Raw genomic sequence first — 25365 nt, 5'->3', positions numbered from 1 at the left:
TGTTTGGTTGATCACACAAGAGGCTAGGAAAAAATGAGTGAGACTACTTATGAGTCGGAGTTAGTTACTTTTGAAATGAACGAAGAGATACTAGAGGATGTTCTATGTGATTTTTTTGCCGAAGATAGTAATTGGCAGAAAATCAGTTTTACAACCAAAGATAATCGCATAACTAAGCTTTTCGACAAAGACAAAATACAGGCATCTGTAAAATACACCTCTTCATCTGGCAAAACATATAAGAAAGTAGAGATATTTGATTCTTATGTGGGTACATGGCAGACATTTTGGCGACAAGGGAGAGATAAATATACATTTACCCTCCACCCAAAAAATGCATTAACAAGACAACTTCAATCAGAAACAACTCCCAACTCTCGTTGTGATCTGGATATTTTTATAAACGAAGCCCCTGCCATCAAGCCTAATACATTTCTAAGAGTAATGAAAAACGGTGACATTAAGCAGAACAAAGCAAAACCATCAATAATAAAACTCAACTCCGGTTTAAAACTAAATATTGATTTAGGCTTTGACTATGATAGCTCCGGAAAAAAATTCACCATCGATTCATACACAATAATCAGAACAAGAATCAACAAAAAAAGAAATTTTTTAGATAAAATAAAAAAAGACATCATCCCTGAAGTTGACAGGTTTATTGAACTAGTATCATTAATTCACGGAGAAAGGGTTTTTTGTAGAGGTTGGCGGTGTACAAAAAATAACGAAGTCATTTACTTCCATCGTTGTAACTTATCTTCCGTAAGAGATATTGAATCCAATGATTTCAGCTTACTTGTGCGTAAAAAGCATGCATCCGATTTTTTGAACCATAGTATAACAGCCTACGTAAATTCCTCCCATCATGACGCCCTGAGAAATGCAATAAATACACTATTGCTTCCATCTGGCATGGTTTTAGAAATGACATTCCTTGCGTACTTTCAGGCTTTAGAATGTTTGATACTTTCATTTAGAAGATTAAATGGCCTGGAATTAACTTTTAATGATGAGCAATTCAAAGAAATCAAAAGAAAAATTAAAAAGTCAATAGACTCCAGCATTATTCCAGACCCCTCAAAGCGCATGCTCATAAAAGAAAAGATTGATGAGCTAAACAGGCCATCCATAAAGAATGTTACCACAGCATTTTTTAATGAAATCAGTCTAGTCACAAGCGATTTATGGCCTCTATTCGATTCCATTGAAGCCACTGGGCTATCAACCTTAAGAAACAAAATCATTCATGGCGACACTTTACCCAAAGAAGCCTTTGAATACCTCATAGCCGCATGTGAGCACGCAAGAATATATATACAAAGAATAATTTTAAATCTATTAAACTGGGATTTAGATAAATCAAATACTTCTGTTTCAGCAGTGTCTAAATTTAATTCTTACTTTGAAAAGAAAACATACGAGGAAGCATTAAAAAATATGACAGCCATTATAAGAAGTAAGACATAACCTCAAAGCCGATGTCACTTACTTCTTTTGAAGTAAATCCTAACAGACGGCGTTCAGCATATTTTACGGTTATACCTTTTTTTCTCACGCGGTCACGCAGGCCGTAATGATGAACGCGGGCCAGACGCTGCACGGCAGGCACGAAAGTCACTTCTGCACTGTCGCCAGTTGCTTTTGTTTTCAGGTACTTTGCGGTTTTCAGCTTCACAAACATTTTGCGCTTAATTCGCCCCGGCTTTGTCCTGGCCGATATGCGGCGCGGTTCCCATGCGCTGCCGTCGGGCGCACGCTGTGCCGTCATGTTGGCCTGCTGAATCCGCCTGACGTCGCGCGCTACCTCGCGCAGCATCTTTTTGCGCTCAGCCGGTTCCAGCTTAGCCAGCAGCGCATCCAGCCAGGCGTCAACCTCGTGCAGATTATCCACGTTTCACCGTCCAGGCTTCCTCTGGCTCGTCCGGTTCCGGCACGGCTCTGACCTCTGTCACGCCGCTGACTTCCTCGGCAATAACACGCTCTGTCAGCTTTAAATTAATGCTGATATCACACGCACCGTTGCCGAGAATGTCCACTTCAAACGTGCACAGCTGGTCGCGCTCACTGGAATTCTGCAGCGCATCGGGCTGGTTGGTGCGCAGCCAGTACATTACCGCCGCCATCAGCAGGTTTTGATCGCCGGTGAAGTCCGTAATGATGACGTTAAGCGTGTAGCGGTATTCCCACGACACGGACGCGGCAGAAGTGGCAACCAGCGCACCTCTGTCAACAAACAGGTGCAGCCTGTCGGGGTTCTCCTGCAGGTAGGCAACAGCGCTATTCAGGGCTTCGCGCAAGGACTGCGGCTTGTTCATCGTCTTTATCCTGGCAGGTTACTATGGTGTCCACCTTGTCGGCGCAGACCGCCCAGGCGGTTTCTGTCTCATCCAGCAGGGCCAGTAAATCGCCGTTAGTGCGCGCCTCTGAAGGCCCCAGTTGGCAGCGGGTTATTTTGGGACAGCCACTGACGGTAAGATTCACCTCCGGTGATGGCCGGTCGCTGGCGCAGCCGGATAACAGCATCAGGCAGAGGGGCATCACTCCAGCGGCGTAGGGCGTCATTTTCACGTTTCAGATCCTCAGTCTGGCGCTGCCGCTGGCGCAGCAGTGCGTTGTTTTTCTCAGCCGCCGCATACAGCTGCGTCTGTGCAAGTTTACTGCTCTGTGCCATGATGTTGACCGCCATCAGCTGGCTGTTTTTTTGGCTCAGCTTTTTATCCTTTGCGGCCAGCTCTGCCACCTGCGTGCCGATAGTCCTGTTTGCGCTGTGCAACTGCCACGACAGCAGCCCGGCGGTCACCAGCAGCATGACAAAGCAGGTCACCACAACGGCGCGCATCATGATGCCGCCCCTTTCAGGCACCAAATTAGTTCCCGCCCGCGCCGGTTATCCAGCCCCTGATTAAATACGCCTTTCACGTACACCCATCGCGGCAGCTGATGACAGGCATCGCGCCACCGGCTGACCCTGATGAGTTTCACCATGGTTGATGCGCACACGTTGCCGGTGCCGACGTTAAACGCCAGCGACACCAGCGCGTCATAGACCTGCTGCGGCATGGTGACCGCCACGCAGCGCGCCAGTGCCGCCTCAACGCGCAACACATTGGTGATAAACGTCCCGGCGGCCTGCCGCTCGGTAATGCTTTTGCCGGGCACAACGCCCTGTGTGTTGCCGATCCCGTCGGTCCACACGCCCGCATCGCACTGGTATGGCTTAAGGCGGCAGCCCTCGTAATCGGCAATCAGTTTCAGCCCCTCAACCGAGGTATGCAGCTGCTGAAAGCCCGGCAGCGTGGCGGCGATGGCCAGCACCGCGCCGACGGCGCAGCGTTTAACGGTTTGCAGATTCATAATCCTCCCGTGTGATGCGCCCGCTTACCAGTAGCTGGTAGGTCTTGTGCTTGTAGTACCAGCTGATTAGCGCCATGCCGATGCCGATAATCAGCCCGGCCCACGTTGAAACGTCCTTAACCGATAAGTCGCCCAGCCAGGCCATAAACACGGCCATCGACCAGGTGATAAACGTGCTGATTCTTTCCCACATGATTCAGTCCCATAGCTGCACGGTCTGCGCCGTGGCTGCGGGCGCAACGTCCGGCAGCTCGACCTCTAAACCGTGGGGTAAGGTGGGGCCGTATTCCGCCAGCCCCGGATTGGCCTGTAACACACGCTCGGACAGCCCCTGCGTGCGCCCGTAGTGACGCCAGCAAAGTGCGTCCACCGTGTCATACTGCTGCGCACGCACTTTCATTAAATAAGCTCTATTACGGAGTGCGGCAGATCCTGCACGCGGCTGATGGCCCAGCGCGCATCCCGCCACAGTTCGGCGCTGGCATCGTCCAGCACCTCGCCGCGCTTCACGCCGGATGCGGTGGCGTCAAAGTCGCTGTAACGCTCGTTGAGTACCGCCCGCGTCCAGCACCACACGGCGCTTTCATAGTGGTGCAGGCGCACGCTCTGCCCTGCCAGCTTCTCGGCGGGTACGTCGGCCAGCGCGTTATAGCCTTTCATTTCCTGCCGCTCACGCCACGGGTAAAGCTCGGCGTTAATTTCTGCAATGGCGGTCAGCACCACCTGTTTAAGCCGGTCAGGCGTCACGGTGCCGTCAACGCGCATCGCACTACGAAATTTTTGCAAATCCATGTCCGGCCAGAATGAGTTATTGGGGATAATCACCGGCGCAACGGGCCACTGCACTGATGCAACCTTGGGCTGCTTGGATGATACAAAATCCATTGTTACTGCTCCTGAATAGGTGGGCGGTGGACGGGGTTTTGATGCGGCGCTGCCTGTCGCCACCCCGTGCCGCCCCGCGCGTGGGCACGTTCGGTTATCAGCTGTCTTTGCGGAGTTTCCGCTCCAGCTGCTCAATGTCTTTTTTCACCCCGCACTTTTCATCCAGCTGCAGGGCCTGCTTAAGGTGATTCAGCGCCAGCTCAGGCTCGTTTTCGGTGAGTACCCAGCCAGTGGATTTATGCAGGCGCGCGCGTGACTGATCCGGCATGTCCTGCCCGTTCACGGCGTCCAGCGTCTGCAGCAGCAGGTCAGCATCAAACGGTGTTTCTGCCAGAATGGCGGCTTTGGCGGCGTCGGCCATTTCCTCGGCAAGCAGCGCCTGCACGTTACGACTGAATCCCTGCGGCATTACCCAGCCGTGTTTAAGGGCATGGCGGCCAATGGTCAGCGCACCGGCATAATCACCGGCATCAATGCGCCACAGCATCACATACATCACCACGTCATCCTGATTCGGGCTGTCGGCGCTCAGGATGCCATCGACCCAGGCGGCATATTTCGGCAGGACTTCGGCTTTTATTTCCGCTTTTTTGGCATTGGACTGAACGCCCTTGAGGCGTCGTCGGTCTTCGGTCAGTTGCAGCAGCATCAGCTCGTAGCCGCTGGCGTGGCGAACACTGCCGCCCTCAAGGGCGGCCTGTTCAGCCTGAACACGCAAACGGTGCTGCCGTGCGGGACTCAGGCTCATGGATTACGCCTCCGTTCCGGTGGTTGCCGGTGCCGTGAAGTCACCCATTTCGATATTTTCAACCAGCGCGGCACAGCGGTAGTCTTCGATCACATACGCCTCGTTGACCGATTCGAAGTTTTCGATACGGTCACGCTTCGGATTGTCGATGACCGAGCGGCGGCGGGTCTCCTCCTGCCAGTAAATCGACAGGTTATCGAGGCGGGTAATCATCACCGCATTGGCGGGGAAGTAAGGCGCGCGCACCGCCTGCAGGCCGCCCATACGTTTCTGGCTGATAATCAGATCGGCGGCCAGCTTGTTAACGTTGTCCTGCCCGTTGTTGACGAGCGGGAAATATTTGTCGGCCAGCAGCTCGCGGCCACAGATAACCACCAGTTCGTCATCGTCCTGGAAGATGGGATCGATAAGCTCGTTAACGGCATCCATCACCAGCGCGTCAAGGTTGGCATAGGTGCCTTTAATGCCGACCTTGACCGTTTTAGCCGTGGTTACGCCGTCTTTGGTTTCGCTGCCCATGACGTTATCAGGCGCATCTTCGCGCAGCTTCTGCAGCCAGCCTTTGTTAACGTCCTGCAGCATCGGATTTTTGACGCGATCGGATGTCTTTTCGCGCTTGATGCCGTTAAAGCCGATCATGATGCGGTCCAGCGCCTGGCGCTTCACGATGGCGTCACGGATACGCACCTGGAAATCCTGAAATTTCGCCCACAGGTCCAGCTTCGCGTAGGTAATGGCCGTATCAAAGTTGGTCTGCGCGCACGTGTATTCGGTTTCGGTCATCGCACTCGGATCGGTTGGCTCGCGCTCTTTGGTGCTGGTATCTGTCGTGCCTGCAATAGAGCTACCGACGCCGAGGCCGAGCAGCTGGCCGGACTGCTCCTGCACACCGATAACGTTGATCAGCGTCAGGAATGCGGCTGACTGCTGAATGGTGTCTTCCAGCTTCTGCGCCACGGACGGCTCTACGGCAAACTTGGTGGACAGCTCGGCAACCGGCACGCTGTAGATGTTCGCCAGTTGGGATAAATAGGCGTTGTAAGCAAAACGGGTAGTGGTTTTCATGGGGTTTGCTGCTCCTTTAGCAGTTGGTCAGGGTGGCAGCGGGTGCAGTACCGCCCGGTGCGCGCTGGCGAAAGTCTCTGCGGCCGTCTTCCTGGCTCAGCTGCGCTTTCAGTTCGTTAAATTCGGTCTGCTGTTCGGCAAACGCGGACTGTGTTTCCTGCAGCTGCAATTCCAGAGCAACAATTCGCTCTGCCTGCTCGCTGACGGCCTTGTCATTGGCTGCACTGTAGCTCTGCTGTTCGCTGGCAATCAGCTCGACGGCCTGATGAACATCACTGAAACGCGCGTCGTCGGTCTGCTGCTGCCTGCTGAACATTTGTTGAATGCGCTTAAACAGAGCGGGCTTTGCCTCCGGCACGTCTTCCAGCTCGATCACGGTCTCAGCGGCGGCGGTAAAGAGGTTGTCCGGGTGCTGCTTGCGGTTTGCCAGGGGGTTTTTGGCAGCGCTGGCGCTGAACTGCAGCATCTCGGTGCCGAGGCTTGCCGGATCGTCTGTTGCGGCCAGGCCGACCAGATACGCCTTGCCGGTGTCGGCAAACTTGGTATTCACCTCCATTGAGGTAAAAAGTTTCTGACCTTTTTTAACCAGCTCGACAAGTGAACCCGTCGGCAGGATGTCGGCATACAGGGCCATTTTCCCGGCCAGCGGGCCGTCTTTGATTTCTTCCGCGACCAGTGCACTCACCGTGCCGTAGCGGTTAAAGGTGCTGTCTGGTGCGTATGACTTTAAGTGCTCCAGATTAATCGTGGCGGTGTAAACCGACGGGTTGTAGGCGTCAGCCATCTGTACCAGCCATTCGCGGGAAATTTCGCGCCCGTCGGTAGTGGCACCTTCCACCCCGATTCGGAAACGCTTTGCAGCTACTGTCATGTGCCAGACTCCGGTTTGAAAAACTCTGTGAGTCCCTATGTTTGCGGCGAGAGGGGTACTGAAACAACGCGGCGGCGTTGTACCGTAATTCACACAATCACGGGCGGCGGAAAAGGAAACGGGCGGGCCGTATTTTGGGGCCATGACAACGACAATCGCCCCCGCAGACCTCGATCCCCGCAGACAGGCTTTGCTTCTGTTCTTTCAGGGATACCGCATCGCCCGCATTGCTGAAATGCTGGGAGAGAAACCCGCAACCGTTCACAGCTGGAAAAAACGCGACAGGTGGGGCGACTATGGCCCGCTTGACCAGATGCAGCTCACCACTGCCGCGCGCTACACACAGCTGGTCATGAAAGAGGACAAAGAAGGGAAGGATTACAAGGAAATTGACCTGTTAAGCCGTCAGGCTGTGCAGCAGGCGCGCATTGGCAAATTCAACAACGGCGGCAATGAGGCCGATCTCAATCCCAAAGTGGCGAACCGCAACAAAGGGCCGCGCACGCCACCTGAAAAGAACGTTTTCAGCGACGAGCAGATCGAAAAATTACAGGAAATTTTTCACGCCTCAATGTTCGGCTATCAGCGCAACTGGTGGGAAGCCGGAAACAAGCACCGCATCAGGAACGTTCTCAAGTCGCGCCAGATTGGTGCGACATTCTATTTTGCCCGCGAGGCGCTGATCGATGCGCTGACCACCGGGCGCAACCAGATATTTTTATCCGCCAGTAAGGCGCAGGCGCACGTTTTCAAACAGTACATTATTGAGTTTGCCCGCGAGGCTGACGTAGACCTGAAAGGCGACCCGATGACGCTGGCTAACGGCGCATGTCTGTATTTCCTCGGCACCAACGCCCGCACCGCGCAGAGTTATCACGGCAACCTTTACCTGGATGAATATTTCTGGATACCGAGATTTCAGGAACTGCGCAAAGTGGCGTCGGGCATGGCGCTGCATAAAAAATGGCGACAGACCTATTTTTCCACTCCGTCCAGCCTTACGCACAGCGCTTATCCGTTCTGGTCTGGCGCCCTGTTTAACCGGGGCCGAGCCAAAGCCGAGCGCGTTGACATCGATCTGACGCACGGCAACCTTTCGCGGGGCCGGTACTGCGACGACGGCCAGTATCGCCAGATTGTCACGATTGAAGATGCGGTAAGCGGTGGCTGTAACCTCTTTGACCTCGACCAGCTGCGCCTTGAGTACAGTCCGCCGGAATACCAGAACCTGCTGATGTGTGAGTTTGTGGACGATCTGGCGTCGGTGTTCCCGCTGACCATGCTGCAGTCGTGCATGGTAGACAGCTGGGAAGTGTGGAAGGACTTCGAAGCCTTTGCCCTGCGCCCCTTTGCCTATAACGAAGTGTGGATCGGTTATGACCCGGCCAAAGGCACGCAAAACGGCGACAGTGCGGGCTGTGTGGTTATCGCGCCGCCTGCCGTGTCGGGCGGTAAGTTCCGCATCCTTGAGCGGCACCAGTGGCGCGGAATGGACTTCCGCGCGCAGGCCGACGCCATTAAGGCGCTGACAAAACAGTACAACGTGACCTACATCGGCATTGACTCGACCGGCGTCGGTCTCGGCGTCTATGAAAACGTGAAGGCATTTTTCCCGCAGGTTAAAGAGTTTGTTTATAACCCAAACGTCAAAAACGCCCTGGTGCTCAAGGCTTACGACATCATCAGCCATCAGCGCCTTGAGTTTGACGCCGGACACCTCGACATTGCGCAGTCATTTATGGCAATCCGCCGCGCCACCACGGCCAGCGGCAACCGCCCTACCTACGAAGCCAGCCGCAGCGAAGAAGCCAGCCACGCAGATTTAGCCTGGGCGGTCATGCACGCACTGGCTAATGAACCGCTGCAGGGCGAGGCGGCAGGTAAACGCAACATTATGGAGATGTTTTAATGAGCAAACGCAGAAACCGCGCACGCACGCAGCCCGTGCCGCGACAGGACAACATGACGGGCGCACCGGCGGCAGAGGCGTTTACCTTTGGCGACCCGATCCCGGTACTGGATCGCCGCGAAATACTGGACTACGTGGAATGCGTTATCAATGACCGCTGGTATGAGCCGCCCGTGAGTTTTGAAGGGCTGGCGCGCACGTTCCGCGCGGCTGTGCACCACAGCTCGGCGCTCAGCGTGAAATGTAACATTCTGGCAAGTACCTTTGTCCCGCACACGCTGTTAAGTCAGCAGGCTTTCACCCGGTTTGCTCAGGATTACCTAGTATTTGGTAATGCCTACCTGGAGCGACGCACATCACGCCTCGGCAATACCTTAAGCCTTGAGCCGTCACTGGCAAAATACACGCGACGCGGCACGGATCTAGATACTTACTGGTTTGTGCAGTACGGACTCAACACACAGCCCTATGAATTTACGGCGGGCAGCGTATTTCACCTGATGGAGCCGGACTTCAATCAGGAAGTTTACGGCCTGCCCGGTTACCTGTCGGCCATCCCGTCCGTGCTGCTGAACGAGTCCGCCACGCTGTTTCGCCGAAAATATTACCTGAACGGCAGTCACGCCGGTTTCATCATGTACGTGACAGACCCGGCGCAGAATCAGGAAGACGTAGACGCCATGCGCAAAGCAATGAAAAGCGCTAAAGGCCCTGGCAACTTCCGCAATCTGTTTATGTATTCGCCGACCGGCAAAAAAGACGGCATTCAGATCATCCCGTTGTCAGAGGTAGCAGCAAAGGATGAATTCCTGAACATCAAAAACGTGAGCCGTGACGATATGCTGGCCGTGCACCGGGTGCCGCCGCAGCTTATGGGAATCATCCCCAACAATACGGGCGGATTTGGTGACGTTGAAAAAGCCAGTCGTGTATTTGTACGTAACGAACTCATCCCGCTACAGGCTCGCATGAAAGAGTTAAACGACTGGCTTGGCGAGGAAGTTATAAAGTTTGCGCCTTACAACCTCGTTCTGGATGATGAAAGCTAAGACACATCGCAAAGCAAAGCGCCTGCGGGCGCTTTTTTTATTTATCGGCCCACTGACCGGCGCGGGCTGAATCAATCAACAGCTGAATGGTCAGCGGCTTTTCCGCTTTGCCGTTATCTGCCGGAAAATAACGACCGAAGTTTATTTCTTTCGGGTTGACAGAAAATCGCTCCGCGAAAGTTTCCAGCAGCTCGGCGGCGTCTTCCGGTGCCATCCTGAAATCCTTATTCAGATCGGTAGTGTGTGTCAGGGGGAAACGCTTGCGCAGCCAAAACCAGTGACCGTTATATTCTTCAACAAGTGCGAATACAGCTTTTTCAGTATCATCAATCACCATATTCTATCCTCCGCACGCGCTATCGTATTGTAACGATTTACCGACTTCCACCCTATGATTGCCACGTCTGATGCCACTATGGCCCAGCCAATAACCGGCACTGTCCTGCCAACAAACGTGCCTAGCTTTTTTGTCATTATTATTTTCATTTTAAACGGATTTCCAACTATCGTCGGTAGCGGGAAAGGCAGCCTGTATTTTTGCAACAGCCTGCGCGACTGAACAGAAGCCCATGAAGTGCCAGGCGTAGCGTTTGCGAGTTTGCCGGACACGGCGACGTTATTACGCCCGGCATAAATCGCAGCTGCTGCCATAACGTTACCTGTTGCAGCTGTCGCCCCCGTGAAATGCTCGGCAGTCACATCAACCATAATCCAGAAAAAAAGCTCACCGGCATTGAGATTTGAAAGGCCGCCGTAAAAATAGGTTCCGTTAAGCTGTTCGGTTGTATCCATCACCACACCTCGCAATAAAAAGCGTGATTAAACTTTAACCGCAACGACTTTCAATTTCCAGCACCCTACCACAGGCCCTGTAACGCATCCTGTCGCACCTGTGCCCTCGCCCGTCGCAGGGGGCATCCGAAACCACATCACACGGCAGCGGGCCGGAAATTGGGCCGCATGGTCATGGCCTAATCGTCGTGGCGCGCGCTCGTAGCCCCGCCACGCCTGCGCACTTTATCTAGTGGTTTTCATGCACCTGCATGACATCCAAAAAAGCCAGTCAGTATTGGCGGGAGGACGGGTAAACGAACCTTTATGGATCATGCGGATTCATGCAGTATAGGCATGCACTATGCTAAAGTGCTTTCGAGAATCTTGAAGTGAAGCATTTTAAATATGCAGCTAGAGATCTGGATCGGCAGGCTTATGATAAAAATTGATGGGATAGTGTGTGACCTCATAAGGTAGCCCGCTAACCTTATGCGTATGAGAACTATAGAACACTAGAGGATTTGTTAAGCAAGGTTTGATATCAATAGAGCGGCAAGAATGTATACGAGGTGCACATTTGCTCAAATGGTTGGACCATTTAGTCATCATTTCGGTACATTTACTATTTTTCGTATAAATGATTAATCCACCGCTAGAACTGTCAGCAGTACCAGTGCTATATCTTTCTGTAAGTTGAGCATACCCCTTAAATAAATAGCTATAAGCCTTAGTATGTTTTTTGGCCTCACCGTGCCAAATAAAGTTATGAAGTTTAATTGTTATGTCGCAATGACCTCGCTGATTATTTTCATGAAAAGCTTCGACGCCAAGATGACTATTCTTAACATTCGACAATAAAATAAGAGTTAGCTGATCCTCCGTCAAATCGAAAGTGAATTTATTACTGTTTTGCTCTATATACTTTACTGCATCATCAAGTTCAATCCTAATAAATTGCTTGAAATTATTATACGATTCGAGAGCAAACCGAACACGTTCTAAAGAATAGTGAACCTTACTAAGAAACATATCTTGATCAAGTTGAGCTAAAGACATTGGCTTAGAAAAATTCATCATAATTCCTCTTTGAAACCATGTTCTACAGTAAAAAAGGGGAATACATAATTTTTATAATCATATATTAATTCACCAGTATAAGGATGCTCCAGTGAATGACTAGCATTTGCTTCTACAACATCGTTGATTCTAATTTCCACAGGATCATTAAAATCGTCTATGAAATAATATTTAAGCTTTAAAAAATCCACCGATGGGTTACAAAGTACATGTACCGCATAAATTGAATTTTCTTGACTAACTTGAGTTTCAGCGCAATATTTTTCAGTTATAAAAAAAATATCTTTATAGCTCAAAAGGATATTAGGGGATTTTTTTGCATAGTCTTCAATCCTATCATGCAAAAAGCATGCTAACTCACCTATTTCAGGCGTGTCTTTGCATATGCTCATGATAAGATTGGACATTGTTGAATCCCCCATATTGAATGGCTCTATAATATCAGTTTAGTCAATGTTTCGAAATCCTCTTTACATATGCACTTGCTTAGTAAAGCATAGCTTACAGGTGCAACGCCGCTTCCCCCAAGATGCCGTCTTAGAGTACCGGGAATAATCAACTCGATGTTGTCAGCAAGCTGCAGTCGAGGGTTGTTCCTGTCAACTCTTATCCCAATGCGATAAAGACCTATATTACCAACTGCCTTAATTCCTTCTTTATTAAAAAGGTCGTCTCTCAAATCTTTATTAGCCGTGTTTTTCTTTTCTTTATGTGTAGTGCCTTCATTAGTCAAAAATGACAAATCGAATATTTTATAACTAAGATTGGAATAAGGTGCTGTAGACTGATTAAAAATTGGTTCAATCAACGGATAGAAGTCTTTTTCAACAGCTTTGAAGTTGGCACCGTTTATCTTGTACAACTCACTGACAATGTTTCCCTTTGAGAAAAGAATACTTTCACCGATAGCATTACCACCAGAATCAATTAAGATGTGAATTTTATCTCCAGCAAGGATACACACATCATAACATTGTTTCTTTTCTTTTTTCTTTGCTATTATTTCATCATAATTTTGATATTGGGGTAAGGTCTGCACAGGTATTTTTTCCCGAACCACCTGTTCTCTAATCGAAGAAAAAAGGATAGTGCAAACATTGTTACCAAATGAACAAAAAACTATTTTAGGCTCATTTTTAGTGAGTGCGTTGACCTGAGATTCATCGAGAAGGGTATCTGAAAGATTTCCAGTTTTTGGGGCCGCATTCCATATTACACTCAGCTTTTTCCCTAATGATTCAACTAATTTTTGGTCCGCAGTTAGGCTAAATAGGGCCTTTTCACCGAACATTATCTGCCCATCTAAAACGCTATTTACAGTCTGCAAGGTTTTATCGAACTTTATCTTATCAATTTTTTTTAACTCAATAAGAGATTCGAGAACTTTTTCATTAGTTGCTTCGCGGCCCTTACCTGTGGGCAATCCAAGTGCCCCCACAATTGGCCTGGCAACATTCCAGCTAAGTCGTTCAGTTAACGTAAGTATTGTTTTGAGTTCTGTTTCAGAGAGAACGATCGGAGCACTGGTTGTCATGTAGCCACCTAAAATAGATAACGCCCATAGGGCAATGTGAAGTGCGGTGCTGGCGTGTGGCACTAGCACCATAAGAATAAACTTATCTTAACTATTTTAAGTATTGCAAGAAGTTTCAAACATAACGAAGGCAGCATGTGAGACATTTAATCGTCGATTTTAACTAATTACGAACAACTTCAAATGCTACCAGCATGGATTTTCTTTTACTCAGATACATCCATTGAACGGGCGTATTCGTGACTTCTGACCTTTTTCATTAATTCATCAGTCAGCTCGGACACCCATTGGATTGCCAGATTCTTTTCATCTTCACTACATTCACTCGATGCAACCAATTTAAGAAATAAATCAATACGTTGTAACTTCAATGACTCAAAAAAATGATCCTGCATAACATTACCCCCTTTCAAACAACTGTACATAAATACAGTATATTAGAACATTCTTAATGTGAAATGTTTTTTTACTCTTAGCCTTACTTTTTGTACGCTTCGCTTTTAGCTTTAAGTAAGTTGGCCGCCTTAGCCCTTTCAGAAAGGCTGTTGAAACGACCCAGTATTTCGTCTTTGCGTGAATTGTCATCTTTGCTCCTGAATGACCGCACTAAGTCGCCGTAACAGGTGCTGCGGAACATTTTTCCCGCAATTTCTGTCTGCGTGCCACCAATCAGGCGCACGGCCAGACCGCGACTGATGGTTTCGCCGCTTAAATCTCTGACCTGGCCGATCACGTTGTCACAAGCCGTCTCTATCTTGTCTGGCCGCCGCAGCACAAGGTGCTTTTTATCCGGTTTTTCTGCTCTCAGTCGGGCCAGCATTCGTCGCCGTTCTTTACGGCTCATCCTTTTAAGATCGATTTCTCCCACACTTTCCGGCGGGTTTGAATCCTCAGATCTCAAACGCCCCGTACAGTTATTGACAGAACTCCGAGAGGGCGCGGGCGCGCCCTGAAGGTCAAAACCAAAATCAACGGCACGTTTCGGAACAATCTTCCACTGTGCCAGACGGGTTAAAATCGGAGTGTCTGCGCCAACCTCAGTTGCGTAGACGCCCTTAATACGCACGGTTTCCTCACCGTATTCATTCAGCTCATCGCCCGACTGATACCATGTGCGCACGGCCAGCTCATCACGACGCACGAACGGGCCGCCCTGTGCGTTAACGTATGCCGCCCAGTCGCCCATGTCTGCCGCGTCATGCGCAGCAGCAAACTCAACGCTGAGGCCGTGGGCGGTTTCGGTGTCATCCATGCGGCGCAGCTCGCGGTAAACCGTAACCGGCGCACCACCGACAAACTGAAACTGGCGGATGTGCCAGCGGGCCGCCCAAGCAGAAACAGCGGGCGCGGTTTCTTTCAGCTCTTTGCCGCTTTCGTCGTCCAGCTCGCCATCCAGCGCGTAACCGTCGATATTTTTAGAGATATATTTAGCCACGTAACCCGTAGCGCTGCCTTTTTCCGGATCGATGGCCTCGGCATGAAAGCGCGCTTTACGGGCTTTATCTGTGGTCAGCTCGTTGCTGTCCTGCTGAAAGGCATAATCACGGATTGTCTGGCGCACCTGATCCGCATCTTCGGGACGCATAAACATCAGCATGTGCCAGTGTGGCGTTGCGTCGTGGTGGGGTTCAGCAACGCGAATGCCAAAGATTCGAATGTCATCACGGTGCAGCTTTGCCCGGATGCGCTGCCAGACGCTGCAAAGGTAACGCTGCGTGTCTGCAGGGCTGGCACCATTCCATTTTCGGTTACGATGCCCGGTTTTAATTGTGGCGTGATAGCGTGACGGCGCGGTCAGCGTGTAAAACTCCCCGACATAGCCAAGCTCATTACAGATATTTTCAAAGCCGCGAATGCGGGTCATCAGCTCACAGCGACGTATTGCCGGATTTGCCACGCTGCCGTCGTATTTTTCAATCAGGCTGATGCGGTTGCCTTCCTCGTCTTCCAGTTCCATGCCCTTTAAAAACTCACGGGTACGGCGTTTCTGTTCCCGCCATTCGGAAACCGTCATTCTGCTGGCGTAGGGCGTGTGCTTTTTGCTGACGTTAGCCAGGGCAATCTGCAGGTGTTCCCGCCATGACGCAGCAACGCGGCGCAGTCGTCCCGTCCACCATTTCTCTGTCTGCATACGCAGCACGGCGGGCGTGACTTCTTCGGGATCAAAGAAACGGGACGTCACCTTATCCCACAGTGGCGGCGTCTGATTAAATTCACGGGTAATGGCCGCCGCTGTCATGTAGACGCGGTGCGTGTATTTATAATCTGACTCATCAGTTGCCTGCGCGTGTGCCTGTACCAGCTCGGCCAGAATGAAACTGGCAATATCACCGGCCAGCAAATCCACGTCGGCACGCGACATATCAGCCAGGCGGTTAAAACGCTTCATCAGTTCCCAAAGCTGTCCACCGGCACGCGCTGCGCCAGTCTCCTTCGTGGCGTTCTGTGTCAGCAGGTTAAAGGTGCTGGCGTCCATAGCCTTCACCTGGTACTGCTCGTTAACGCATTCAACTCGCGGCAATGTGCGCTCGACGAAAGTTTTCGTTAAGTACGCATTGGCGCGGGCAATGCCCTGTGATTTTTCCAGCTCGTTGACGCGACGCTTAACGTCAATCTGGATCAGCGTCGGCTGCTGCTCAAGCAGCTCCTGCGCACGCACTAAAGCCGCAATCATCTGACTGCGGCTGTGCATTTCCTCATAGGTGGGATAAGGGCTGGCGATGGCTTCCCGTGGCGTATTCCACGGGTAAGCGTACGGCTCAATCATGTAGCTGCCTCTTTTGCAGCCATATCAACCCCAAACCAGACAGCGGCAGGACGACGAACAGCAATGATTTCTGCCGCGCTTTTACTGTCACCGGCGGCTACACCAACCGCGCGGGCAGCCCTGACGCTGGTCAGCTCGTAGGCATTAAAAAGCGTGCGCGTAAAGTCGGTATCACTGTTTGAAGCGATGACCGGGCAGCGATCTGACACGCTGGTTAACATGCTGGCTAAGTCCTGCTGCGCGGCCTTATCAAATCCGCCTGCGTGGTAGTCGCTAAACGTGCCGTCATAAGGCGGATCGCAATAAACGACGTCGCCGGTCTGAATCATGCTCAGTGTTTCGCGGAAATCAGCGCAGATAAACGTTGCACGGTGGGCTTTGGCTGCGAACGTTTCGATTTCTTCCAGGGGGAAATAGGGTTCAGAATAGTTACCGTAAGGAATATTAAATTCACTCTTACGGTTATAACGGCAAAGGCCACGATAGCCGTGGCGGTTCAGGTAAAGGAAATGTGCGGCGCGTTCGAGCAGAGGTAAAGCCGGGTCATGATTAAACGCTTCGCGGATGCGGTAATAATCCTCTGCCCTTTTGTTTTGGGTAAACAGGCTCATCGCCACTACGATAAACGGGCGCGTGTGTTCTTTAATCTGGCGGTAAAGATTAATCAGGTCGGGATTAACGTCAGCCACTAAATAAGCCGGGTAATCCGTTGCCATCATCACCGCGCAGGAACCTGCGAAGGGCTCAACGAGGCGATGCCCCTGCGGCAGATGATTAAGCAGCTCGGGCATGAGGCGGGTTTTGTTGCCCGCCCACTTGAGGATCGTACTCATACAGCACCGCCTTTATAGTGGGCGCTTTTCAGCTCGACGATTTCCTGACAGGCGACGCAGTGAGTAACACCCTGCACCGCGCGGCGACGGGCCTCCGGTATCGCCTCATCGCAGGCAAGACAAAAAAACTCACCAGCCCCGACAGGCTGGTTACGTGCTTTAGCGAGATTGCGCTGCAGTTCTTCCTCAACGCGCGCCTGGACTAAATCCATTGAATCGGCCATTAGTGCAACTCCCGCGCCTGATGCTCAAAACGCTCTGCCTCTTTATCCAGCAGCTCAATGATTTCCGGCGCGGTCATTTCGTGCTTGCGGGCATGGATGACCAGCGCCGCAATGCGGATTGACACGGCAAGCGCATCATCGCTGCGCTGTTCTGTTTTAGCCTTGTTCAGCAGTGCATTAAGCGTGTCTGCATCGGCTTCAAAATTGCGGGTTTCGGTATTTCTCATTTTTCTAATCTCCAGATTCAGGGCAAAAGAATGCCCGGCGGGTTTACGCCATTAATTTTTTGAGTCTTATTTACTCAGGTAAAAAACAGTCTGCGGTAGAAAACTGTCGGGGCAGAATCTTTCCCCAGCGCGCCATTTTATTCATCGCCATGATGATTAACTCGCGGCGGTATTCGTCGAAGTATTCAAACGGCTTTCCGATTTCCTCCTGTGAAAATGTTTTAGGATTTTCGCGGTTAGCCAGGGTTAACACGCAAAATTTAAACTCGTCATTCTGACGGTTGAAATAACGCAGCGACGGGTTAGCATTATTGTCACGCTGCTGCCGCCAGCTTTTCCGAAACTCATCAAACGACATTTTGTTAACAGCATCAGCACGATTGCCCGTTGAATGAGTTTTGGCAAAAGATGCCGGGCCTTGCTGTGCGGTTGTGTTTCCTGTTACTCGCTGCATGTTACCCCCTGAATAAACGCGCTATAAAACTGGCGGGTTTGCGTTTGCTGGTCAGCCCCTGCAGCAGTTGCGTTTGGCTGTAGCACGGATGCCAGGGCTTGCCATTCTCACCCATGATCCAGCCGTTGCCGTATGATACTGACGGGCTTTGACGCTTAAGACGTGATGCCAGTGAAATCATTATCAGTCCCTCAGCTCAGGCCAATGGATGCGCCGAGGCCGCTGATCGCGTCTACGGTTGATGCCATAGTGGGATTGGAATGAATGCGGGCCTGTACTGCTATAGCGGCCAGACTCAGGCAGCGAATGCCGGTATTAACGCTTTTCATCAGGCTGCGGCGACAGGAAGTGCTCAACGCATCCTGATTCACTGCACCGGCTGCCAGCTGCCCCACTTCTGCCGTTGCCTTCAAAACGTAGGCTGACAATTTTTCCTCGGCGTGTTCGTTCATTGGTACGCAAGGCAAACAATGTAGCTGTGCCAGCGCACCATCCATTAAGGTTGCATCTTCGGTCAGGTCAGTGAGCAAAAGCATTTCCGCAACGGTCAACTGGTGCGGCTGCTCAGGGTTCAGCTTGTTGCGCAGGGTCTGCACGTTCATGCCTGCAGCCTGTGCCAGCTCTTTCATATTGTGAGACAGGGCGAATCTACGGCAGGCCTCGTCAAAGTGGTTATGTGTGGATACTCGAAAATCAAACATGATTAATCCCTTTCAATATCCCAATATGGATGCATCAGGCTTGCAGTGTTATGTGGTAGTCAGATGCAGCTTCAACGATGAGAGCCAGCATATTGACCTCAACGAGCGAGTTAAGGCCGCCTTTCTTCCTGATAGGAAGGCGGTTTTCCTTACACATCTTGCGCGCGGTGCGTTGGCAAATGCCGGTACGGCGACAGTATTCATCTAAAGAGATGAAGGGTTCAGAAATCACAAAGTTGAGATTCGGGCGCATTGTAAAATCACTTTTCATAATGCAAGATTCCTTTTGGGTTGTTAGATGTCACTATATGTCAGTATATGTCACACATCACACTTGCGATAATAGGATCTCAAATCAAACATGTCAAACACTACAGAAACCCCAAAAGAAGTAAATAAGCATCTTTACCCATCACAAGGTGGCGGGCGCGAAGCTATAAATCGCATCATGACGGCTTATAACTTCTCAACTCGCCAGGCGTTGTGTAATCACTTGGGTATTTCACAAAGCACCATGGCAAACCGTTGGATGCGTGACACTTTTCCGCATGATTGGCTGATAGCTTGCCACTTGGATACCGGTACACCGATTCTCTGGCTTGCAACTGGCGAGGGTAGTTCTGGCAGGACTGACTCATCCGACACACAAACCAAAATGAACCTAAAAAAGATCTCAAATGGGGTTATACAGTCCAGTTTTGAAGTTTCTTATGACTCAAGACTACTTCGCCCTGAAATCACAAAACCGTTTTTAGTGGAGTTAGAAAATGTAATTTACTTGGTTGACGGGGCTAGATCGGAGGTTACAGACGGATTATGGCTGATAGACATTGACGGCCTTACCAGCATCAAGGAGTTGTACAGACTACCCGGTAAGAAATTAAGGGTTGAGAATGGTCCGGCTTCCTTCGAGTGCTCGCCGAATGATATTTCGGTGTTAGGTAAAATCGTCAATAAGACGGAGTACATTTAGAAAAAATGGCCGTAAGTAAACTAGCTAATGGTAAGTGGCTGGCGCAATTCTTTCCTAATGGGCGTGACGGTAAAAGAGTGAGGAGGCAATTTGCAACAAAAGGCGAGGCGTTATCCTTTGAAAAGCACGTTAAGGATCAGGTGCAGGAAAAGCCTTGGCTTGGTGAAAAAACTGACAAACGAACCGTTTTCGATCTTGTCGAAAATTGGTACAACGCTCACGGCATAACTTTGACTGATGGGAAGAAAAGAAAAGATGCGATGGCCTTTGCTTGTGAAGCAATGGGCAATCCATTAGCAACAGAATTTAATGCTCGAATTTTTTCAGCTTACCGCGAGCAGCGCTTGTCTGGAAAAATCACCCGATCAAATCGCGTGAAAAAAGTTACCCCCCGCACCGTTAATCTTGAACTGGCATATTTCCGGGCGGTATTCAATGAATTGCGCCGCCTGGATGAGTGGAAGGCTCCTAATCCATTGGATAACGTCAGAGAGTATAAAATTGCCGAATCCGAAATGGCATATTTGAGTAATGAAGAAATTAGAGCATTGTTAAAAGAATGCGAAGCAAGTACCTCTAAAGATCTACTTAGCGTTGTTAAATTGTGCTTGGCAACAGGTGCGCGCTGGGGTGAAGCAGAAACACTGAAAGGTAATCAAATCAGGGCTGGTAAAGTCATCTTTACTAAAACTAAAGGTAAAAAAAATCGGGCAATTCCCATCAGTGATGATTTACTTCGGGAGTTACCTGCCTGCAGGAATGCAAAACCTTTGTTTGGGTCATGCTATGCCGCTTTCCGTTCCGCATTAAAAAGAGCAGGGATTGAAACTCCGCCAGGCCAGCTTACTCATATTTTGCGTCACACTTTTGCATCTCACTTTATGATGAATGGCGGGAACATTTTGGTATTGCAACGCATTTTAGGTCATACCGATATTAAGGTAACAATGCGTTATTCACACTTTGCACCGGAACATCTTTCAGAAGCAATTAACCTTAATCCCCTAGAGCGCCTGTAAGTCGAAAAAATGGCAGCAAAATGGCAGCAGAGGATGTCACTATATGTCATTATATGTCTCTATATGCCAAGCTAAATTTATTATAAAACAGTAAGTTACTGTTTTCATTCAAAACTAGTTCGGACTCATAATCGCTTGGTCGCTGGTTCAAACCCAGCAGGGGCCACCAGATTTAGTGATGAAAATCATGCAGTTAAGCCACCTTAAAAGGGTGGCTTTTTTATTTTCTGTTTTTAAGTGGCGATAAAATGGCGGTGGATTTTCTCGACATTCTAATTGTGCCATTGCTGTTCACTCAGAGCAGTCCGCACACAGCGGCTCAACAAAGCGGAAAATCTTTAGAAATGTATAAAGTAACTGTGTTATCTGAACGTATCAGGTTGACCAGTTTATGATTTCATCCAGTCCAAACAAAATCGCAGGGAAGTAACTTTCATCCAGTCCAAAAAAGTCTGTAAGCATGACACTATCAGCATGATCCTCAGGCCTTAGCACCATGTTTACGCCTACAGCATTACCCGAATCTGACTGTATGAATGTCAACTCGACCTGCTTAAACAGACAGCTAAGAACGACATCCGAATTCTTCTGTTGAAATATCAGCGACTGATGCAGCTTTTTTAAATCATCCCGAAATATCTCAAGCTGGCCCGCAGCAAACTCCGCACGGAATTCAGTTTTAAGCGAAGGAACAGAAAACTCAACCCAGACCATGATCCGGTCATATGCCGCTTCTTCAGGCTCAGGTATCCTTTCATAAGGGGTTAACTTGAGATGTAGGGTTCCGCTCTGTATATCGATCATCCGTTCACCTTTAAGGCATGTACTGAAAGTGCATAATAGTCCAGTCTTTTTCTCTTACCAGAACTTCAAGCCGGTAGGGTTTATAGAAATAACTTCCTTTTTTTTGTTTATCTTCTACCAGCCGGTACATACGGGTTTCATATCTGAAAAGCCCTGGTTTTCTAAGTGGGTCTGGCATACGTGTTCCATATCGAATGGCTTTTTCCTGTATCTGTAAAGGCACATATCGACCAGGTTCATACATGTGCTTTGCTGCGCTTTCCGTCATCTTCAAAGAGCGAGCCGAAAGGCCTATTTTTAGCCTTCCGCGCAAGAGGCTGATCGTGGCATGGCTAAGATTTACAGTTACGGCTGCACGAACTCCACTCTGTAGTAAAGCTCTCCCGGCAAGAAAAATACGAAATGCTCCTGCCGCCAGCAACACCAAATCGGTTGGGTCAATGAGGGGAGACTCTAACGGTGCCTCTTCAAGCCGAAAAAAATTTCCTTCCGTATCATAAATCTGCCACAACCCTGGAGCCTGAGATACTGAGTAGCCGATACACATACCGGTTTCATCATCAACAATAGGCTTCGCACCATGAGGCAGAAATCGTGGGCGAATTTCAAAGAATTCGCCGTGTGGTAATCGTGACTGAAAAGTGTAGTAGCGACCGGGTTCTTCACTCGCTGGTAATCCTGTAACCATGAATACCTCCTCCTTGTAATTCAACGCAGTGAATAATAGCTCCATGCTAAAATAGCTCGGGTTTATAGACTGAAGAAAATGGAGGAAGATGTAAATGCATCATTTTCTGGAAACACTTTCAGAATTTCTTTCCCATTGGCCTGTAATATCGGGAGAGCGAGCAGAGAGAAAGCCAGTAAAAGACAGGAAGAAGATCTCAAGTCTTCACTACAGACCTATTTGCAAGATCACTGATGATAAAACAAGAGATAATGATATTCCCAAGAAAGATGAGGCCAACTAAGAAAAACACATTCACACTTAAGCAGTCAGACTCATTGCTTGTAAAAAAACCCGCTAACCGGGCTTCATTACGATCATAACCATAGGGGCTGCTGCTGGCCTCTGCCTGGATGTGGCGGAACGGCTTTAACTTTACCTGGTGACATAATAATTTCTGACACAGTCTCATGCGACTTAAAGGTACAACTGCAATTAATGTTCTGGCACTGGTTATAACGTTCTTTGATCTTACCCACGTAATGTGGACACAATCCTAAGCGAGATTCTGGTTTTCAAATTGTTCCGGGCTGAGGCCGCCACAGGCACTGTGACGTCGGCGACGATGGTGTAATGATTGAATATGACCTTCGTCCTGAAGCACATGCTGACAGCGTTCAGGTTAAAGGCGATTTCGGCATCAACGAGAGCTACTTCCCCGATATTTTAAAACGGCTGGATGAGATGATTGAATGGCAAAATTAAGCCTTCCCGCCTCTAAAATTTTTCCTGATAGTCCCCGCTGTAACGGGGATTTTTCTGTTCAAACTATTCCGGCCAGCTGACATTCGGTGCTGCTGAGATCTCGACGCGGTTCAGCTTCACGCGGTAGGTTCTCTGTTGCTCCAGCAGCGCTTTCTCGCTCTCCGTGGCGATTTTCCTGCCGCCTGGCAATAACACAGCGTCCGCCATGTCTCGTCGGCAATGCGGATATAGCCGTTGCCCGCAAAGGCTCACTTGTTGAAAAGACGCATAGCGGCATCAACGCTCGACAGCTTATCCCCGCCCGCCATCATATCTGCCGCTACTGAAACGCCATGCTTACCGGCATCGTACAGGCTGAGATTTTTAAGGGCGTCGGCAATCAGTCCCGCGTCTTTGATTTCCGCCAGCACGTTGGCCGTTTGCAGTTACTGCTTATGAGGATTATCAGCGGCAACATGTGCGCCTGCGCCTTGTCGGTACACGCCTTTACCTCAGTTACCGCGTTATCCACGGCCTGCCGCGTGCCAGCACCACGGACGGGTGGATTTTCAGCGTGACGACACTGTGGCAGAAGCTACGTATACATAATTACGATATACTCTACTTCCTTTTTGAAGAACCTTTGAAGCACCTGATAGAAATGGAAGAATGTTGCGGAAAGAGCCCAACAGAACGGAGGCGTTATTACGTGCTATCGAGAATCTTTAAACTGTCATTCAAATTTGTTTCCGAGATAGTGGGAACACTGGTTTTGACAGCAACTGTATTTGGTATGTTCTATACAGGCTTTATGAATGAAGGTGTCATGCGGATCGTAGGACCTCTCGCTGTACTGATCTGCGGAATCGGGGCTTATGTATTGGTGATGTATCCCACCACGAAAATCAGTGAAAATGATAAAAAGGGCCAACCTGGTTAAGGATAACACTGGGATTATGTCTCAGGCTAAATCCGCATATCGGAGAAAAACATGGCTCATGATGGCTACGCTCCTGTTACTCCTCCCATTACGCTAAGAATGGCACGCTTTACTATTCTCACGTTGACCCAATAAGTTTGCGCAGACCAACCACTGTAAAACAGGTCCATAGATCCTGTAAGCACTCCGGACTACTTTCGCTCAACGTTTTAGCTTTACCACAATCCTGCTCTGAGTACATTCGTAAAGCGGGAAGCACGCATAGCGGATCTGTTATTTTTTTAATCTGACTAAATATCGGTAGATTTTTTTTACCAGATAGATAGCGGCAATACCCAGCAAAATCGATGCTATACCGAGAAAAATCATTAACGAAAGGAGGTGGCTAAAAATCCCGCCCAGACTTGTGAAATCGCTGAGTCTGACGAGCTGTTCAGGGGTTAGTGTACGAACCACTATTTCCGGAAGAATCAGAAAACATATAATGACTGCTAAAATATAAATCGTCTTGTTTGTTCCCTTTTTCATTATTTTCCTGTCTGAGTTTGAGGGTAAGGTATTTTCTGTTTTTGATTTTTCTTCATCCGTCCAGTGACCTGCTCGTGCCGAGTCAATCAGTAATTGAATGGTCAACGCCTTTTCTGCTTTGCCATTATCTTCAGGAAAATAGCGAGTAAAATTTATTTTATCTGTATTAATTAAAAATTTCTCTGTGAATTCTTCCAGTAAATCATAGGCATCTAACGGGTCCATTCGAAAATCTTCATTAAGATCGGTATTATGTTTGAGCGGATACCGCTTAAAGGTAAATATGCTGCGACCATTGTAGGTCTCAACAAGATCGAATACTGCTTTTTCTGTCTCGTCCATTATCATAATCCGTTCTTATTTCAGGCAATCTTATTGTATTTGAATGTTATCTCATAGCTAATCCTGTAAGCATACAGCTTAGATTGCTCATTAATTTATAAGGATCTTATATCCTGATTATTTAGTTTGAGCAAGTCAATATGGATAAGGCCCGATTCACTGAACATCATATTACAGATAACTATTAAAATTTCATGGTATTTTTGAAAATCCCCATGAAGAATATTATACGGTTGAGGTTAAACCCACTTACTATATCTTATATAAAAATAAGCAACGAAACCGACCCAGGCAACCACAAACCCCATTGGATAAAATGGAACAAATCGCACAATAAAATAAGCGCCAACAACACTGGCTATAATCGGTACAAGATAGAAAAAAGATTGCAGTAACCATACAATAAAAAGCTTCATTTACTCACAACTCCATCAAAGCCTCAGCTATTTTATCAAACTTGTAATGGCCACATTAAAAACTTCACAATATCGAAATTTAACTTTTTTCATTTACCACACATATAATTAACTCAACATTTCACGCACAAATTTATCCCTTCGGCTCAATTCCCCTTGCCTTTAACGCCTCCCTCGCCAGGTTTTTCAACCAGCTTGCTAAACTAATTCCTTCTTCAGTTGCAACAGCATCGAGCTGTTTTTTCAAGGCGGGATCAATGCGCATTTTAAATTGTGGAGACTTGCCTCCACCTTTTGGTTTTTTTTCACGCATTATTATTGACATGTGGCTACCTACTCCCTCATTTTAGCCTTATAAAAGACCACACTAACACGAGGCCTTTTATAAGAGCAACGCCCCGGCAGTGCAGCAACACATACCGGAGCGTCTGACCACAACGTTCACTCTTAAGGAACA

Annotated in this window: 39 protein-coding genes and 1 pseudogene; 8 read left to right on the top strand and 32 right to left on the bottom strand. The window is 49.0% G+C overall.

Annotated elements, in window-relative coordinates:
* The first annotated feature begins 33 nt into the window (after positions 1 to 33).
* The gene (locus QNH99_RS03635; protein WP_410517298.1) at positions 34 to 1470 is read left to right on the top strand and encodes a HEPN domain-containing protein; all 1437 of its coding nucleotides are present in this window, start codon (positions 34 to 36) and stop codon (positions 1468 to 1470) included.
* Here QNH99_RS03635 and QNH99_RS03630 read toward each other — a convergent pair.
* From QNH99_RS03630 to QNH99_RS03580, 11 genes are all read right to left on the bottom strand, one after another.
* Positions 1451 to 1894, bottom strand: coding sequence for a phage virion morphogenesis protein (locus tag QNH99_RS03630; RefSeq protein ID WP_410517297.1), 444 nt, complete (start codon positions 1892 to 1894; stop codon positions 1451 to 1453). The two genes, QNH99_RS03635 and QNH99_RS03630, sit on opposite strands and share 20 nt — an antisense overlap.
* Positions 1887 to 2318, bottom strand: coding sequence for a phage tail protein (locus QNH99_RS03625; RefSeq protein WP_410517296.1), 432 nt, complete (start codon positions 2316 to 2318; stop codon positions 1887 to 1889). The genes QNH99_RS03630 and QNH99_RS03625 overlap by 8 nt, the downstream gene beginning before the upstream one ends.
* A complete protein-coding gene (gene lysC / locus QNH99_RS03620; protein WP_410517295.1) occupies positions 2281 to 2526 on the bottom strand; it encodes an Rz1-like lysis system protein LysC in 246 nt (81 codons plus the stop codon). The genes QNH99_RS03625 and lysC overlap by 38 nt, the downstream gene beginning before the upstream one ends.
* Positions 2414 to 2845 (bottom strand): Rz-like lysis system protein LysB, encoded by a 432-nt coding sequence (gene lysB, locus QNH99_RS03615; protein WP_410517294.1) that lies wholly within the window; start codon positions 2843 to 2845, stop codon positions 2414 to 2416. The genes lysC and lysB overlap by 113 nt, the downstream gene beginning before the upstream one ends.
* Positions 2842 to 3357, bottom strand: coding sequence for a lysozyme (locus QNH99_RS03610; protein ID WP_410517293.1), 516 nt, complete (start codon positions 3355 to 3357; stop codon positions 2842 to 2844). Before QNH99_RS03610 ends, lysB begins: the two co-directional genes overlap by 4 nt.
* Positions 3338 to 3550: an HP1 family phage holin gene (locus tag QNH99_RS03605; protein WP_410517292.1), complete on the bottom strand. Its 213-nt coding sequence runs from the start codon at positions 3548 to 3550 to the stop codon at positions 3338 to 3340. The genes QNH99_RS03610 and QNH99_RS03605 overlap by 20 nt, the downstream gene beginning before the upstream one ends.
* 3 nt (positions 3551 to 3553) lie before the next feature.
* Entirely contained in the window at positions 3554 to 3757 is a 204-nt protein-coding gene (locus QNH99_RS03600) for a tail protein X (protein WP_013027024.1), read from the bottom strand.
* Positions 3757 to 4242 (bottom strand): head completion/stabilization protein, encoded by a 486-nt coding sequence (locus tag QNH99_RS03595; protein ID WP_410517291.1) that lies wholly within the window; start codon positions 4240 to 4242, stop codon positions 3757 to 3759. Before QNH99_RS03595 ends, QNH99_RS03600 begins: the two co-directional genes overlap by 1 nt.
* Positions 4243 to 4339: 97 nt before the next feature.
* The gene (locus tag QNH99_RS03590) at positions 4340 to 4990 is read right to left on the bottom strand and encodes a terminase endonuclease subunit (RefSeq protein ID WP_410517290.1); all 651 of its coding nucleotides are present in this window, start codon (positions 4988 to 4990) and stop codon (positions 4340 to 4342) included.
* Positions 4991 to 4993: 3 nt separating this feature from the next.
* Positions 4994 to 6055, bottom strand: coding sequence for a phage major capsid protein, P2 family (locus tag QNH99_RS03585; protein ID WP_410517289.1), 1062 nt, complete (start codon positions 6053 to 6055; stop codon positions 4994 to 4996).
* Between the two features lie 16 nt (positions 6056 to 6071).
* Positions 6072 to 6926 (bottom strand): GPO family capsid scaffolding protein, encoded by an 855-nt coding sequence (locus QNH99_RS03580; RefSeq protein ID WP_410517288.1) that lies wholly within the window; start codon positions 6924 to 6926, stop codon positions 6072 to 6074.
* A 142-nt stretch (positions 6927 to 7068) separates the two neighbouring features.
* Between QNH99_RS03580 and QNH99_RS03575 the strand changes: the two genes are divergently transcribed.
* Both QNH99_RS03575 and QNH99_RS03570 read left to right on the top strand, forming a co-directional pair.
* Positions 7069 to 8835 (top strand): terminase ATPase subunit family protein, encoded by a 1767-nt coding sequence (locus QNH99_RS03575; RefSeq protein WP_262959491.1) that lies wholly within the window; start codon positions 7069 to 7071, stop codon positions 8833 to 8835.
* On the top strand, positions 8835 to 9884 hold the full coding sequence (locus QNH99_RS03570) for a phage portal protein (protein WP_410517287.1): 1050 nt from the start codon (positions 8835 to 8837) through the stop codon (positions 9882 to 9884). The genes QNH99_RS03575 and QNH99_RS03570 overlap by 1 nt, the downstream gene beginning before the upstream one ends.
* Before the next feature lie 37 nt (positions 9885 to 9921).
* Here the strand turns inward: QNH99_RS03570 and QNH99_RS03565 are convergent, their stop codons facing one another.
* The 14 genes from QNH99_RS03565 to QNH99_RS03500 all read right to left on the bottom strand — a co-directional run bounded on the left by QNH99_RS03565 (position 9922) and on the right by QNH99_RS03500 (position 18746).
* A complete protein-coding gene (locus QNH99_RS03565) occupies positions 9922 to 10221 on the bottom strand; it encodes a DUF1493 family protein (protein WP_105082435.1) in 300 nt (99 codons plus the stop codon).
* Positions 10215 to 10676, bottom strand: coding sequence for an STM2901 family protein (locus QNH99_RS03560; RefSeq protein WP_105082436.1), 462 nt, complete (start codon positions 10674 to 10676; stop codon positions 10215 to 10217). The genes QNH99_RS03565 and QNH99_RS03560 overlap by 7 nt, the downstream gene beginning before the upstream one ends.
* A 393-nt stretch (positions 10677 to 11069) precedes the next feature.
* A complete protein-coding gene (locus tag QNH99_RS03555; protein WP_410517286.1) occupies positions 11070 to 11735 on the bottom strand; it encodes a hypothetical protein in 666 nt (221 codons plus the stop codon).
* Positions 11732 to 12142 carry a hypothetical protein gene (locus tag QNH99_RS03550; RefSeq protein ID WP_410517285.1) on the bottom strand — a complete coding sequence of 137 codons (411 nt, stop codon included), beginning with the start codon at positions 12140 to 12142 and terminating at the stop codon, positions 11732 to 11734. Before QNH99_RS03550 ends, QNH99_RS03555 begins: the two co-directional genes overlap by 4 nt.
* Before the next feature lie 26 nt (positions 12143 to 12168).
* Entirely contained in the window at positions 12169 to 13332 is a 1164-nt protein-coding gene (locus QNH99_RS03545) for a hypothetical protein (RefSeq protein ID WP_410517284.1), read from the bottom strand.
* A 143-nt stretch (positions 13333 to 13475) separates the two neighbouring features.
* Positions 13476 to 13664, bottom strand: coding sequence for a hypothetical protein (locus tag QNH99_RS03540; protein WP_410517283.1), 189 nt, complete (start codon positions 13662 to 13664; stop codon positions 13476 to 13478).
* 83 nt (positions 13665 to 13747) lie between these two features.
* A complete protein-coding gene (locus QNH99_RS03535; protein WP_410517282.1) occupies positions 13748 to 16036 on the bottom strand; it encodes a replication endonuclease in 2289 nt (762 codons plus the stop codon).
* Entirely contained in the window at positions 16033 to 16869 is an 837-nt protein-coding gene (locus QNH99_RS03530) for a DNA adenine methylase (RefSeq protein ID WP_205957008.1), read from the bottom strand. The genes QNH99_RS03535 and QNH99_RS03530 overlap by 4 nt, the downstream gene beginning before the upstream one ends.
* Positions 16866 to 17093, bottom strand: a complete 228-nt coding sequence (locus QNH99_RS03525) for a TraR/DksA family transcriptional regulator (protein ID WP_104933734.1) — start codon at positions 17091 to 17093, stop codon at positions 16866 to 16868. The genes QNH99_RS03530 and QNH99_RS03525 overlap by 4 nt, the downstream gene beginning before the upstream one ends.
* On the bottom strand, positions 17093 to 17320 hold the full coding sequence (locus QNH99_RS03520; RefSeq protein WP_039342011.1) for a DUF2732 family protein: 228 nt from the start codon (positions 17318 to 17320) through the stop codon (positions 17093 to 17095). Before QNH99_RS03520 ends, QNH99_RS03525 begins: the two co-directional genes overlap by 1 nt.
* 70 nt (positions 17321 to 17390) lie before the next feature.
* A complete protein-coding gene (locus QNH99_RS03515; protein ID WP_024471084.1) occupies positions 17391 to 17774 on the bottom strand; it encodes a hypothetical protein in 384 nt (127 codons plus the stop codon).
* 1 nt (position 17775) lies between these two features.
* Positions 17776 to 17955, bottom strand: coding sequence for a phage filamentation protein Fil family protein (locus tag QNH99_RS03510; protein WP_104933736.1), 180 nt, complete (start codon positions 17953 to 17955; stop codon positions 17776 to 17778).
* Between the two features lie 10 nt (positions 17956 to 17965).
* A complete protein-coding gene (locus tag QNH99_RS03505; protein WP_072404492.1) occupies positions 17966 to 18475 on the bottom strand; it encodes a phage regulatory CII family protein in 510 nt (169 codons plus the stop codon).
* A 34-nt stretch (positions 18476 to 18509) separates the two neighbouring features.
* On the bottom strand, positions 18510 to 18746 hold the full coding sequence (locus QNH99_RS03500) for a regulator (protein WP_072404490.1): 237 nt from the start codon (positions 18744 to 18746) through the stop codon (positions 18510 to 18512).
* 90 nt (positions 18747 to 18836) lie between these two features.
* On the opposite strand from QNH99_RS03500, the gene QNH99_RS03495 reads away from it, so the two are divergent.
* A complete protein-coding gene (locus tag QNH99_RS03495) occupies positions 18837 to 19448 on the top strand; it encodes a phage repressor protein CI (protein WP_410517281.1) in 612 nt (203 codons plus the stop codon).
* A 5-nt stretch (positions 19449 to 19453) separates the two neighbouring features.
* Positions 19454 to 20467, top strand: a complete 1014-nt coding sequence (locus QNH99_RS03490) for a phage integrase (RefSeq protein ID WP_072404486.1) — start codon at positions 19454 to 19456, stop codon at positions 20465 to 20467.
* A 375-nt stretch (positions 20468 to 20842) separates the two neighbouring features.
* Here the strand turns inward: QNH99_RS03490 and QNH99_RS03485 are convergent, their stop codons facing one another.
* Entirely contained in the window at positions 20843 to 21271 is a 429-nt protein-coding gene (locus QNH99_RS03485; protein ID WP_063881016.1) for a WapI family immunity protein, read from the bottom strand.
* 10 nt (positions 21272 to 21281) lie between these two features.
* The gene (locus QNH99_RS03480; protein WP_410516008.1) at positions 21282 to 21959 is read right to left on the bottom strand and encodes a hypothetical protein; all 678 of its coding nucleotides are present in this window, start codon (positions 21957 to 21959) and stop codon (positions 21282 to 21284) included.
* 94 nt (positions 21960 to 22053) lie between these two features.
* On the opposite strand from QNH99_RS03480, the gene QNH99_RS03475 reads away from it, so the two are divergent.
* A complete protein-coding gene (locus QNH99_RS03475; RefSeq protein ID WP_410516007.1) occupies positions 22054 to 22242 on the top strand; it encodes a hypothetical protein in 189 nt (62 codons plus the stop codon).
* A 73-nt stretch (positions 22243 to 22315) separates the two neighbouring features.
* Here the strand turns inward: QNH99_RS03475 and QNH99_RS03470 are convergent, their stop codons facing one another.
* Entirely contained in the window at positions 22316 to 22492 is a 177-nt protein-coding gene (locus QNH99_RS03470; RefSeq protein ID WP_074181041.1) for an ogr/Delta-like zinc finger family protein, read from the bottom strand.
* 79 nt (positions 22493 to 22571) lie between these two features.
* Here QNH99_RS03470 and QNH99_RS03465 point away from each other — a divergent pair, with 79 nt between their 5' ends.
* Positions 22572 to 22703, top strand: coding sequence for a hypothetical protein (locus QNH99_RS03465; protein ID WP_256392991.1), 132 nt, complete (start codon positions 22572 to 22574; stop codon positions 22701 to 22703).
* A gap of 63 nt (positions 22704 to 22766) precedes the next feature.
* Here the strand turns inward: QNH99_RS03465 and QNH99_RS03460 are convergent, their stop codons facing one another.
* Both QNH99_RS03460 and QNH99_RS03455 read right to left on the bottom strand, forming a co-directional pair.
* Complete coding sequence (locus QNH99_RS03460) at positions 22767 to 22910, bottom strand: tail fiber assembly protein (protein WP_410516006.1); 144 nt, start codon at positions 22908 to 22910, stop codon at positions 22767 to 22769.
* A gap of 41 nt (positions 22911 to 22951) precedes the next feature.
* Complete coding sequence (locus tag QNH99_RS03455; protein ID WP_410516005.1) at positions 22952 to 23113, bottom strand: hypothetical protein; 162 nt, start codon at positions 23111 to 23113, stop codon at positions 22952 to 22954.
* A 47-nt stretch (positions 23114 to 23160) separates the two neighbouring features.
* On the opposite strand from QNH99_RS03455, the gene QNH99_RS03450 reads away from it, so the two are divergent.
* Positions 23161 to 23622 (top strand): hypothetical protein, encoded by a 462-nt coding sequence (locus QNH99_RS03450; RefSeq protein WP_410516004.1) that lies wholly within the window; start codon positions 23161 to 23163, stop codon positions 23620 to 23622.
* 582 nt (positions 23623 to 24204) lie between these two features.
* On the opposite strand, the pseudogene QNH99_RS03445 reads toward QNH99_RS03450, so the two are convergent.
* A pseudogene (locus QNH99_RS03445) lies at positions 24205 to 24498 on the bottom strand (DUF1493 family protein); the annotation flags it as partial.
* Positions 24499 to 25041: 543 nt separating this feature from the next.
* Complete coding sequence (locus QNH99_RS03440; RefSeq protein ID WP_096011888.1) at positions 25042 to 25233, bottom strand: toxin-antitoxin system HicB family antitoxin; 192 nt, start codon at positions 25231 to 25233, stop codon at positions 25042 to 25044.
* Between the last annotated feature and the right edge of the window lie 132 nt (positions 25234 to 25365).

This window comes from Pantoea allii (genome assembly GCF_046529425.1).
Classification (GTDB): Bacteria; Pseudomonadota; Gammaproteobacteria; order Enterobacterales; family Enterobacteriaceae; genus Pantoea; species Pantoea allii.
Note: the sequence above shows the minus strand (reverse complement) of the source record. Positions and strands in the feature narration are given on the sequence as shown.

Bases quoted from the DNA above. Each gene is read 5' to 3' on its own strand.
- QNH99_RS03540 (WP_410517283.1), bottom strand. From the start codon at position 13,664: ATGCAGGATCATTTTTTTGAGTCATTGAAGTTACAACGTATTGATTTA.
- lysB (WP_410517294.1), bottom strand. From the start codon at position 2,845: ATGATGCGCGCCGTTGTGGTGACCTGCTTTGTCATGCTGCTGGTGACC.
- QNH99_RS03585 (WP_410517289.1), bottom strand. From the start codon at position 6,055: ATGAAAACCACTACCCGTTTTGCTTACAACGCCTATTTATCCCAACTG.
- QNH99_RS03610 (WP_410517293.1), bottom strand. From the start codon at position 3,357: ATGAATCTGCAAACCGTTAAACGCTGCGCCGTCGGCGCGGTGCTGGCC.
- QNH99_RS03575 (WP_262959491.1), top strand. From the start codon at position 7,069: ATGACAACGACAATCGCCCCCGCAGACCTCGATCCCCGCAGACAGGCT.
- QNH99_RS03465 (WP_256392991.1), top strand. From the start codon at position 22,572: ATGATTGAATATGACCTTCGTCCTGAAGCACATGCTGACAGCGTTCAG.
- QNH99_RS03485 (WP_063881016.1), bottom strand. From the start codon at position 21,271: ATGATCGATATACAGAGCGGAACCCTACATCTCAAGTTAACCCCTTAT.
- QNH99_RS03510 (WP_104933736.1), bottom strand. From the start codon at position 17,955: ATGATTTCACTGGCATCACGTCTTAAGCGTCAAAGCCCGTCAGTATCA.
- QNH99_RS03555 (WP_410517286.1), bottom strand. From the start codon at position 11,735: ATGATGAATTTTTCTAAGCCAATGTCTTTAGCTCAACTTGATCAAGAT.
- QNH99_RS03570 (WP_410517287.1), top strand. From the start codon at position 8,835: ATGAGCAAACGCAGAAACCGCGCACGCACGCAGCCCGTGCCGCGACAG.
- QNH99_RS03605 (WP_410517292.1), bottom strand. From the start codon at position 3,550: ATGTGGGAAAGAATCAGCACGTTTATCACCTGGTCGATGGCCGTGTTT.
- QNH99_RS03495 (WP_410517281.1), top strand. From the start codon at position 18,837: ATGTCAAACACTACAGAAACCCCAAAAGAAGTAAATAAGCATCTTTAC.
- QNH99_RS03580 (WP_410517288.1), bottom strand. From the start codon at position 6,926: ATGACAGTAGCTGCAAAGCGTTTCCGAATCGGGGTGGAAGGTGCCACT.
- QNH99_RS03595 (WP_410517291.1), bottom strand. From the start codon at position 4,242: ATGGATTTTGTATCATCCAAGCAGCCCAAGGTTGCATCAGTGCAGTGG.
- QNH99_RS03460 (WP_410516006.1), bottom strand. From the start codon at position 22,910: ATGGCGGACGCTGTGTTATTGCCAGGCGGCAGGAAAATCGCCACGGAG.
- QNH99_RS03505 (WP_072404492.1), bottom strand. From the start codon at position 18,475: ATGTTTGATTTTCGAGTATCCACACATAACCACTTTGACGAGGCCTGC.
- QNH99_RS03550 (WP_410517285.1), bottom strand. From the start codon at position 12,142: ATGTCCAATCTTATCATGAGCATATGCAAAGACACGCCTGAAATAGGT.
- QNH99_RS03475 (WP_410516007.1), top strand. From the start codon at position 22,054: ATGCATCATTTTCTGGAAACACTTTCAGAATTTCTTTCCCATTGGCCT.
- QNH99_RS03560 (WP_105082436.1), bottom strand. From the start codon at position 10,676: ATGGATACAACCGAACAGCTTAACGGAACCTATTTTTACGGCGGCCTT.
- QNH99_RS03515 (WP_024471084.1), bottom strand. From the start codon at position 17,774: ATGCAGCGAGTAACAGGAAACACAACCGCACAGCAAGGCCCGGCATCT.
- QNH99_RS03490 (WP_072404486.1), top strand. From the start codon at position 19,454: ATGGCCGTAAGTAAACTAGCTAATGGTAAGTGGCTGGCGCAATTCTTT.
- QNH99_RS03600 (WP_013027024.1), bottom strand. From the start codon at position 3,757: ATGAAAGTGCGTGCGCAGCAGTATGACACGGTGGACGCACTTTGCTGG.
- QNH99_RS03530 (WP_205957008.1), bottom strand. From the start codon at position 16,869: ATGAGTACGATCCTCAAGTGGGCGGGCAACAAAACCCGCCTCATGCCC.
- QNH99_RS03535 (WP_410517282.1), bottom strand. From the start codon at position 16,036: ATGATTGAGCCGTACGCTTACCCGTGGAATACGCCACGGGAAGCCATC.
- QNH99_RS03500 (WP_072404490.1), bottom strand. From the start codon at position 18,746: ATGAAAAGTGATTTTACAATGCGCCCGAATCTCAACTTTGTGATTTCT.
- QNH99_RS03590 (WP_410517290.1), bottom strand. From the start codon at position 4,990: ATGAGCCTGAGTCCCGCACGGCAGCACCGTTTGCGTGTTCAGGCTGAA.
- QNH99_RS03520 (WP_039342011.1), bottom strand. From the start codon at position 17,320: ATGAGAAATACCGAAACCCGCAATTTTGAAGCCGATGCAGACACGCTT.
- lysC (WP_410517295.1), bottom strand. From the start codon at position 2,526: ATGCTGTTATCCGGCTGCGCCAGCGACCGGCCATCACCGGAGGTGAAT.
- QNH99_RS03635 (WP_410517298.1), top strand. From the start codon at position 34: ATGAGTGAGACTACTTATGAGTCGGAGTTAGTTACTTTTGAAATGAAC.
- QNH99_RS03525 (WP_104933734.1), bottom strand. From the start codon at position 17,093: ATGGCCGATTCAATGGATTTAGTCCAGGCGCGCGTTGAGGAAGAACTG.
- QNH99_RS03440 (WP_096011888.1), bottom strand. From the start codon at position 25,233: ATGTCAATAATAATGCGTGAAAAAAAACCAAAAGGTGGAGGCAAGTCT.
- QNH99_RS03625 (WP_410517296.1), bottom strand. From the start codon at position 2,318: ATGAACAAGCCGCAGTCCTTGCGCGAAGCCCTGAATAGCGCTGTTGCC.
- QNH99_RS03480 (WP_410516008.1), bottom strand. From the start codon at position 21,959: ATGGTTACAGGATTACCAGCGAGTGAAGAACCCGGTCGCTACTACACT.
- QNH99_RS03565 (WP_105082435.1), bottom strand. From the start codon at position 10,221: ATGGTGATTGATGATACTGAAAAAGCTGTATTCGCACTTGTTGAAGAA.